This is a genomic window from Mycobacterium sp. DHQP2018-32-09 (genome assembly GCF_058148405.1).
Genome location: NZ_JBYVYK010000013.1, coordinates 95,001 through 104,364 on the forward strand (window position 1 = coordinate 95,001; position 9,364 = coordinate 104,364).

Below are 9,364 nucleotides of genomic sequence, written 5' to 3' on the forward strand. Positions count from 1 at the left end.
GACGTCCGCCAGACGCGTGAAGGACGATGCGTGAAGGACGATGCGTGAAGGACTAGGCTGGGCCGGGTGGCAGCCCGTAGGTTCTTCCTCGAATGGCCGGTGCTCCGGCAGCTCCGCTCCGGTGACGTCCTGGGCCGCGGCCCGGCGGTGACGTCAGCCCACACCCGTGCGGTCACCCCGCGCACGGCGACGGCCGATCGCGTCGTCCAGAGCGTGTGCCCCTACTGCGCCGTCGGGTGCGGTCAGCGCGTGTACGTCAAGGACGAGCGCGTCGTCCAGATCGAGGGTGATCCGGATTCCCCGATCTCGCGAGGGCGGTTGTGCCCCAAGGGGTCTGCCAGTGAGCAGCTCGTCAACTCGCCGGGCAGGCAGATCCACATGCTCTACCGGGCGCCGGGGGCGAGCGACTGGCAGCGGATGGACGTCGACAAGGCCATCGACATGATCGCCGATCGCTTCCTCGACGCGCGCCGCAACGCCTGGCAGGAGATCGACGAGAAGGGCAACCTGCTGCGCCGCACGATGGGCATCGCGGCCCTGGGCGGTGCGACGCTCGACAACGAAGAGAACTACGTCATCAAGAAGTTGTTCACCGCTGCCGGCGCCGTGCAGATCGAGAACCAAGCTCGGATTTGACACTCCGCCACGGTTCCCGGTCTGGGAACCTCGTTCGGCCGCGGCGGCGCCACCCAGTCCCTGCAGGACATGGCCAATGCGGATTGCATCGTCATCCAGGGTTCGAACATGGCCGAGTGCCACCCGGTGGGTTTCCAGTGGGTTGAGGAAGCACGCAGGCGCGGCGCCCGGATCATCCACGTCGACCCGCGGTTCACGCGCACCTCGGCGGTGAGCGACAAGCACATCCCGATTCGCGCGGGGTCCGACGTGGTGCTGCTCGGCGCCCTGATCAACCACGTGCTCACCAACGACCTGTGGTTCAAGGAGTACGTCGTCGCGTACACCAACGCCGCGACGCTGATCAACGAGGACTTCAGGGACACCGAGGATCTGGGCGGGGTGTTCTCCGGGTACGACCCGAAGACGGGTCGCTACGACACGTCCAGCTGGGCCTATCAGGAGGAGGGCGGCGGCGAGGTCGAGGCGCCCGGTCACGACGAGGAGGCCACCGAGGCCGCAGAACACGCGCTCGGGCACAGCTTCGGCGAAGGCGGCCCCGCGTTGGAGCACGCCAGGGTGAAGCGGGACGAGACGCTTCGAGATCCGCAGACCGTGTTCCAGATCCTCAAGCGGCACTACGCGCGCTATACGCCGGAGATGGTGCGCGACGCCTGCGGCATCTCGCTGGAGGACTTCCGCTATCTCGCGGACTCCATCGTGGCCAACTCGGGTCGCGAGCGCACCACGTGCTTCGCCTACGCGGTGGGCTGGACGCAGCACACCCTGGGCGCTCAATTCATCCGCACCGCAACCATCTTGCAGCTGCTGATGGGCAACGTGGGACGGCCCGGCGCAGGCATCATGGCGCTGCGGGGGCATGCCAGCATTCAGGGTTCGACGGACATCCCGACGCTGTTCAACCTGCTTCCGGGCTATCTGCCGATGCCGAAGGCAGGCACTCACGACACGTTGGCCGAGTACCTCGACGCGGTGGGATCGAAGCAGCAGAAGGGTTTCTGGGCGAACGCCGACGCCTACACCGTCAGCCTGTTGAAGGCGTGGTGGGGCGATGCCGCCCGCGAGGACAACGACTGGGCGTATGACTACCTGCCCCGGCTCACCGGGCCGCACGGGACGTACCAGACGGTGATGTCGATGCTCGACGACGAGGTCGAGGGGTACTTCCTGCTCGGCCAGAACCCGGCCGTCGGGTCGGCCCACGGCCCCATGCAGCGCATGGGCATGTCCCACCTGAAGTGGTTGGTGGTTCGGGATCTCAACATGATCGAGTCCGCCACCTGGTGGAAGGACGGGCCGGAGATCGCCTCCGGGGAGTTGAAGACCGAGGACATCCAGACCGAGGTGTTCTTCTTCCCGGCCGCCACGCACGTCGAGAAGGCGGGAACGTTCACGCAGACGCAGCGCATGCTGCAGTGGCGGCACCAGGCGGTGCAACCGCCGGGCGACTGCCAGAGCGAGCTGCAGTTCTTCGTCGAGCTGGGCAACCGCATCCGCGCGCGGCTGGCCGATTCCACGGATCCACGGGACCGGCCGTTGCTCGACCTCACCTGGGACTATCCCCTCGACGCGCACGGTGAGCCCAGTTCGGAGGCCGTGCTGGCGGAGATCAACGGGTTCCACCTCACCGGCGACGCGGCGGGAACCCCGCTGTCGTCGTTCAACGAGATGAGGGCCGACGGGTCGACGTCGGGCGGATGTTGGATCTATACCGGCGTGTTCGCCGACGGCGTCAATCAGTCGGCTCGCCGGGTGCCGCACGGTGGCCCCACCCCGAGCCAGCGGGAATGGGGTTGGGTGTGGCCCGCCGACCGGCGGATCCTCTACAACCGGGCGTCGGCCGACCCGGACGGCAAGCCGTGGAGCGAACGCAAGCGTTACGTGTGGTGGGACGAGGACCAGCAGCGCTGGGTCGGTGACGACGTTCCCGACTTCCCCGTCGACCGCGCTCCCGGTGCGCGTCCCGGTCCGGAGGTCGGGGGACCGGCGGCGCTGGCCGGCGACGACGCCTTCATCATGCAGGCCGACGGCAAGGGGTGGCTGTTCGCGCCGAAGGGCATGCTGGACGGGCCGCTGCCCACGCATTACGAACCGCAGGAGTCGCCGGTCGCCAACGCGCTGTACCCGCAGCAGCAGAACCCGGCGCGGATCACGTTCCCGCGCAAGGACAATCTGAGTGCGCCGAGCGCCGGGGAGCCCGGCGCGGACGTATACCCCTACGTGTTCACGACCTACCGCCTCACCGAGCACCACACGGCGGGCGGGATGAGCCGCTGGCTGCCCTATCTCGCCGAACTGCAACCGGAGATGTTCTGCGAGGTCTCACCGGAGCTGGCTGCCGAGCGCGGGCTGGAACCGTACGGCTGGGCGACGATCGTCTCGCCGCGGGCGGCCATCGAGGCCCGTGTGCTGGTGACCCACCGCATGACGCCGCTGCGGGTCGGCGGCCACACGGTGCACCAGATCGGCCTGCCCTATCACTGGGGTGTGGGCGGCGACGCCGTGGTGAGCGGGGACGCGGCCAACGACCTGCTGGGCGTGACGCTGGATCCCAACGTGCAGATCCAGGAGTCCAAGGCCGGGTCGTGCGACATCCGGCCCGGTCGCCGGCCGCAGGGTGCGGCACTGTTGCGGTTGATCGAGGAGTATCAGTCCCGCGCCGGGGTCACCACCGAGACCGGCAACGCCCACATGACCGATTCGACCTTGGAGGGCTGATGGGCCAGCTGGCCGGTCCCACCGATCCCACCGGCGACGCACGGTGGGCGAATCCCCAACCGCGCAAGGGGTTCTTCACCGATACCTCGATCTGCATCGGCTGCAAGGCCTGTGAGGTGGCCTGCAAGGAGTGGAACCGCAATCCGCTCGACGGCAACCTGGAGATCCTGGGCTCGTCGTACGACAACACCGGCGAGCTGGGGGCGAGTACCTGGCGGCACGTGGCGTTCATCGAGCAGGGCCGGGACCGCATCGAGGAGGCCCGCCGCAGCGGTGCGACGCTGACCAGCCTGGGCATGCCGACCGTGGGAGCACCGTCCGACGCGCATGCCGCGGGTTCGGCGATCCCGGGCCCGCCGGGTCCCGACACGACACCGCCGGACACCCCTGAGTTCCGTTGGCTGATGGCCTCGGACGTGTGCAAGCACTGCACGCACGCGGGATGCCTCGACGTCTGCCCGACCGGCGCGCTGTTCCGCACCGAGTTCGGCACCGTCGTGGTGCAACACGACGTGTGCAACGGCTGCGGGACGTGCGTGGCGGGATGCCCGTTCGGCGTCGTGGAGCGGCGTCCCGACGGGACGTTCGAGACGCCGGCGTCACGCGACGACCGCCCGGTGGAGAAGCCGGTGACCGGCGTCGCCCAGAAGTGCACGCTGTGTTACGACCGGCTGCTGGAGGACCAGACGCCTGCCTGCGCGCAGACGTGCCCCACGACGTCGATCACGTTCGGCAACCACGACGACCTGGTGGTCGCGGCACGCGAGCGTGTCGCCCAACTGCACGCGCGCGGCATGACCGAGGCTCGGCTCTACGGCGCCAACGAGTTCGACGGCGTCGGTGGCACGGGGTCGATCTTCCTGCTGCTCGACGAACCAGAGGTCTACGGCCTGCCGCCGGACCCCCGGGTGCCGACGGCGGACCTGGTCACGATGTTCAAGCGCGCCGTCGTCGCCGGTGCCGGGATGGCCGCCGCCGCCGCGGTCGCCTTCTGGACGGCGCGGTAGTGAGCACCAGCGAATTCGACGGACTGCGACCGCCCGACGAGGGGGGCCGCAGGCGACGCGGGGACAGGCGTTCGGGCGGCAAGCGCTCGGGTGGTTGGCGCCGCCGGGGCGGTGACGGGTCCCGCGAGATGCCGATGGTGCCCGACGTGGAGTTCACCTCGTACTACGGGCGGCCGGTGGTCAAGCCGGCACCGTGGGGTCACGAGGTGGGTGCCTACCTGTTCCTCGGCGGGGTCGCTGCGGGCTCCGGTCTGCTGGCCGCGGGTGCGCAGCTCACGGGCCGAGACACGTTGCGCCGCAACGCTCGACTGTCCGGGCTCGGAGCGGTGACGCTGAGCGCCGCCGCGCTGGTCGCCGACCTGGGCAGGCCCGAGCGCTTCGTCAACATGCTGCGCACGTTCAAGCTCACGTCGCCGATGAGCGTGGGCTCGTGGATCCTGTCGGCGTTCAGCGCGGGCATCGGGGTGGCCGCCGTCGCCGAGATCGACCGGATGACCGGCGAGCGCCTACCGCTCGGACCGCTGCGTCGGGTGCTGCAGGCGCTCGAGGGGCCGGCCGGCCTGGAGGCGGCGGTGTTCGCCCCGCCACTTGGGGTCTACACCGCGGTGCTGTTGGCCGACACCGCGACGCCGACGTGGAACGCCGCGCACGAGGATCTGCCGTTCGTGTTCGCGAGTTCGGCGAGCCTGGCCGCGTCGGGGCTGGCGATGATCACCACGCCGGTGGCCGAGACCGGACCGGCGCGCCGGCTCGCCGTGCTGGGCGTCGTCGGCGACGTCGTGGCCACCAAGGTGATGGAACGGCGCATGGACCCGGTGGCGGCCGAGCCGCTGCATCACGGCGCACCGGGGCGCATGATGCGGTGGAGCGAACGGCTGGCGATCGCCGGGGGAGTGGGCGCGTTGTGCGGCGGCCACCGCCGCGACGTGGCGGTGGTGTCGGGTCTGGCGCTGCTCGGGGCCTCGGTGTTGACGCGCTTCGGCGTCTTCGAGGCCGGTCTGCACTCGGCGACCGATCCGCGCTACACGATCGAACCGCAGAAGCGCAGGCTGGCGGCACGGCGCGCGGCCGGCGTCGTCGACGACTCGATCACGACGGTCGAGTAGCGCTACCGCACCTCGATGCCGCTGCCGGCGACGACGTGACCGATGACGGGGTGCCCGGGCAGTTCGCCGACCACCAGCAGCCCGCCGGAGGTCTGCGCGTCGGCGAGCAGCAGCAGGTCGTCCTCGGCGACGTCGGACGCGGGGCGCAGGTGCGGCCGGACCCAGTCGAGGTTGCGTCGGGTTCCTCCGGAGACGAAGCCGTCCCGCAGTGCATCGCGTGCCTCGTCGAGCACGGGCACCGACGCGCGATCGAGCACGGCGCCCACGCCCGAGGCTCGGCACATCTTGTGCAGGTGCCCGAGCAGCCCGAATCCCGTGACGTCGGTGGCCGCGCGCGCCCCGGCGGCGAGCGCCAGCTCACTGGCGTCGCGGTTGAGCCGGGTCATGGTGGCGATGGCCGCCTCGGAGACGTCGCCCGTCTGCTTGTGGCGGTTGTTCAACAGGCCGGTGCCCAGCGGCTTGGTCAGCGTCAGCGGCCGCCCGGCCTCGGCGGCGTCGTTGCGCAGGAGGCGCTCCGGATCGGCGACACCGGTGACGGCCATGCCGTACTTGGGTTCGGGATCGTCGATGGAGTGCCCGCCGATGACGGGACAGCCGGCGTCCGTGGCGACGGCCAGGCCGCCGCGCAGCACCTCGGTGAGCATGTCCATGGGCAGCACCTCGCGTGGCCATCCCACCAGGTTGATGGCCACGACCGGCCGCCCGCCCATCGCGTAGACGTCCGACAGCGCGTTGGCCGCCGCGATGCGGCCCCAGTCGTAGGGGTCGTCGCACACCGGCGTGAAGAAGTCGGCCGTCGAGAGGATCGCGAGGTCGCCGACGCGGACGGCCGCGGCATCGTCACCGTCGTCCAAACCCACCAGCACGTCGCCACTGGTCTGGCCGGTGAGCCCGCGGACCGCCTCCTCGAGTTCTCCGGGCGGGATCTTGCAGGCGCAGCCCCCACCGTGGGCGTAGCTGGTCAGTCGTCGGGTTTGGGTCACCCCTCGACTGTAGGCCGACGCAGGGTGGCAAGATCTCCGCCTGGAGGCGTCAGGGTTCCTGGTGGTCCCCCCGGTCTTCAAAACCGGTGAGGCCGAGTATCTCGGTCTGGCGGGTTCGATTCCCGTCCGCCTCCGCCAACGTCAGACCGAGGAGGGACGTGACCGAGCCGGACCCACGGCGGCTGATCCCCCGAACCGATCAGCTCTTGGCGCTGCCCGAGGTGGAGGCGGCTCGACATCGCCTCGGCAGCACGATCATTCGCGAGATCGTGACCGACTGTCAGCAGCGCGCCCGGCGTGGGGAGATCATGCCGGACGAGGTGGCCGGGGCCGTGGCCGCCGCGGTGACCGCACATCGCGCCACCTCGTTGCGGCCGGTCCTCAACGCCACCGGGGTGGTGGTGCACACCAATCTGGGGCGTGCCCCGCTCTCGCCGAGCGTCGTGGCGGCCCTGGTCGACGCGAGCGGGTACGTCGACGTGGAACTCGACCTGGTGGGCGGCGCACGTTCCCAGCGCGGCGTCGCGGCCCGGCGCGCGTTGCTCGCGGCGTGTCCGGCCGCGGAGGACGCGCTGGTGGTCAACAACGGCGCCGCGGCCCTGGTGTTGGCGACGACGGCGCTGGCAGGCGGCCGCGAGGTCGTGGTGAGCCGCGGCGAACTCATCGAGATCGGCGCGGGGTTCCGCCTGCCCGATCTGATCGCCTCGACCGGGGCCAGGTTGCGCGAGGTCGGCACCACCAATCGCACGCATCTGCGCGACTATGCCGAGGCGATCGGTCCCGAGACCGGTTGCGTGCTGAAGGTGCATCCGAGCAACTTCCGCGTCGAGGGGTTCACCGCGGCCGTCGGTGTGACCGAGCTGCGGGAAGTGACCGGCGCGCACGGGGTTCCGCTGGTGTCGGACCTCGGGAGCGGGCTGCTCGCGCCCGACGCCCTGCTGCCGGGCGAACCGGACGCCGCCACGTCGCTGTCGGCGGGCGCCGACGTCGTGACGGCAAGTGGCGACAAGCTTCTCGGCGGCCCGCAGGCCGGCATCGTGTTGGGCCGCGCCGACCTGGTGTCGAGGATGGCGGGCCATCCGCTCGCCCGCGCGGTACGGGCCGACAAGCTGACGCTGGCAGCCATCGAGGCCACGGTGGTCGCGGGTACGTCACTGGTCACCGAGGCGGTGCACGCGGCGCCGGAGACCTTGCGTGCGCGAGCCGAGCGACTCGCAGCCGCGGTGGGTGCCGACGTGGTGGCGCACGACGGACGCGTCGGCGGCGGGGGAGCGCCGGGCGTTCCGCTGCCCGGATGGGCGGTTCGTCTGGACGAGGCGGTGGCGGTGCACCTGCGCACCGGTGATCCCGCCGTGGTGCCGCGCGTGCACGAGGGGGCGTGCCTGGTCGACCTGCGCTGTGTGCCCGAGGTCGACGACCAACGGCTGCTCGAGGCCGTGCGGACGGCTCTGCGCGCCGTCGACGCATGAGTGCACCGTCGTTCGTGGTCGCGACGGCGGGTCACGTCGACCACGGCAAGAGCACGCTGATCCGGGCGCTCACCGGCATCGAGCCCGACCGCTGGGAGGAGGAACGCCGCCGCGGTCTGACCATCGACCTCGGGTTCGCGTGGACCACGTTGCCGTCGGGGCGTGACGTGGCGTTCGTCGACGTGCCCGGACACCTTCGGTTCCTGGGCAATACGCTGACCGGCCTGGGTCCCGTGCCGGTGGTGTGTTTCGTGGTCGCCGTCGACGAGGGGTGGCGCGCACAGTCCGGCGACCATCGCGACGCGCTGGCCGCGTTGGGAATCCGCCATGGCCTCATCGTGCTGAGCCGCGCCGACCGGGCGCCGCACCGTAGTGCCGAGGTGCTCGAGCAGGTGCGTGCCGAACTCGCGGGGACCGGGCTCGCCGATGCTCCCGCCGTGGTGGTGTCGGCGGTGACCGGTGCCGGCCTCGACGAGCTGCGCGGTGCGCTGGACTCGGTGCTGGACACCGTCCCGGATCCGGAACCCGCTGCGCGACTTCGGGTGTGGATCGATCGGTCGTTCACGATCACCGGTGCGGGCACCGTGGTGACGGGCACGCTGGCGGCGGGCACCGTGACCCGTGGCGATCCGTTGGAGGTGCTGGGTGCCGATGGCGACGCGCGCCGGGTGGTGGTGCGCGGGTTGCAGACGCACGGGGACGCCGAGACGGTGCTGCGTCCGGTCACGCGGGTGGCGCTGAACCTGCGGGGGATCTCCCACGACGAGGTGCGACGGGGCGATGCGTTGGTCTCGCCCGGCGCGTGGCCGCTGACCACCGCGCTGGACGTGCGTCGCATGACCGGCGGGTCGCTTCGTGACGTTCCGGGCCGGGTCGTCGTGCACGTCGGTACCGCCGCGGTGCACTGCGGCCTCCGGCCGTTCGACGACGATCACGCCCGGCTCGTGCTCGACCGCGCGCTGCCGGTGGTCCATGGCGATCGACTGGTGGTGCGCGACCCCGGCAGCCGCCGCATCGTCGGGGGCGTGCTGGTGCTCGACGCCGAACCCCCTGCGCTGCGACGGCGCGGCGACGGGGCGCGCCGGACGAAGGCGCTGACCCGGATGGGCGCGACGGCGGACCCGCTGGGGGAGGTCGCGCGCCGCGGTGCGGTACGCGTCGAGCACCTCCGTCGGCTGGGCATCGTCTCCGCAGGCGCGACGGCGCCGGACGGAGTGCGCGACGTCGACGGGTGGTGGGTACACGCGTCGACCCAGGCTGCGTGGCAGGAGCGGTTGCGCGCCGCCGTCGACGCGCAGCTACAGCGAGATCCCCTCGCGGACGGCATCTCCCGCGGGGCGGCGCGGGATCTGTTGGCGCTGCCCGACGACGCCCTGCTCGACGCCGTGGTCCGCGGCGCGGGGTTGGACGCGGCGTCGGGGCGGGTGCGCCGACCGGGCGCCCGC

At 71.3% G+C, this 9,364-nt stretch carries 6 protein-coding genes and 1 tRNA gene; 6 read left to right on the forward strand and 1 reads right to left on the reverse strand.

Annotation, left to right across the window (positions count from 1 at the left end; all coding sequences use genetic code 11):
- Positions 1-66 precede the first annotated feature (66 nt).
- The 3 genes from fdh to nrfD are packed head-to-tail and all read left to right on the forward strand — an operon-like array spanning position 67 to position 5,467.
- Entirely contained in the window at positions 67-3,354 is a 3,288-nt protein-coding gene (fdh, locus tag AC30CM_RS08965; RefSeq protein WP_490116498.1) for a formate dehydrogenase, read from the forward strand.
- On the forward strand, positions 3,354-4,361 hold the full coding sequence (locus AC30CM_RS08970; RefSeq protein WP_490116499.1) for a 4Fe-4S dicluster domain-containing protein: 1,008 nt from the start codon (positions 3,354-3,356) through the stop codon (positions 4,359-4,361). Before fdh ends, AC30CM_RS08970 begins: the two co-directional genes overlap by 1 nt.
- Positions 4,361-5,467: an NrfD/PsrC family molybdoenzyme membrane anchor subunit gene (gene nrfD / locus AC30CM_RS08975; RefSeq protein WP_490116500.1), complete on the forward strand. Its 1,107-nt coding sequence runs from the start codon at positions 4,361-4,363 to the stop codon at positions 5,465-5,467. Before AC30CM_RS08970 ends, nrfD begins: the two co-directional genes overlap by 1 nt.
- A gap of 2 nt (positions 5,468-5,469) precedes the next feature.
- Here nrfD and selD read toward each other — a convergent pair whose 3' ends face one another.
- Positions 5,470-6,450, reverse strand: a complete 981-nt coding sequence (selD, locus tag AC30CM_RS08980; RefSeq protein ID WP_490116501.1) for a selenide, water dikinase SelD — start codon at positions 6,448-6,450, stop codon at positions 5,470-5,472.
- Between the two features lie 42 nt (positions 6,451-6,492).
- Here selD and AC30CM_RS08985 point away from each other — a divergent pair.
- From AC30CM_RS08985 to selB, 3 genes are all read left to right on the forward strand, one after another.
- A tRNA-Sec gene (locus AC30CM_RS08985) sits at positions 6,493-6,588 on the forward strand.
- A gap of 20 nt (positions 6,589-6,608) precedes the next feature.
- Positions 6,609-7,919 carry an L-seryl-tRNA(Sec) selenium transferase gene (gene selA / locus AC30CM_RS08990; protein WP_490116502.1) on the forward strand — a complete coding sequence of 437 codons (1,311 nt, stop codon included), beginning with the start codon at positions 6,609-6,611 and terminating at the stop codon, positions 7,917-7,919.
- A partial coding sequence (gene selB / locus AC30CM_RS08995) for a selenocysteine-specific translation elongation factor (protein WP_490116503.1) occupies positions 7,916-9,364 on the forward strand: 1,449 nt, incomplete at its 3' end. The genes selA and selB, both read left to right, overlap by 4 nt.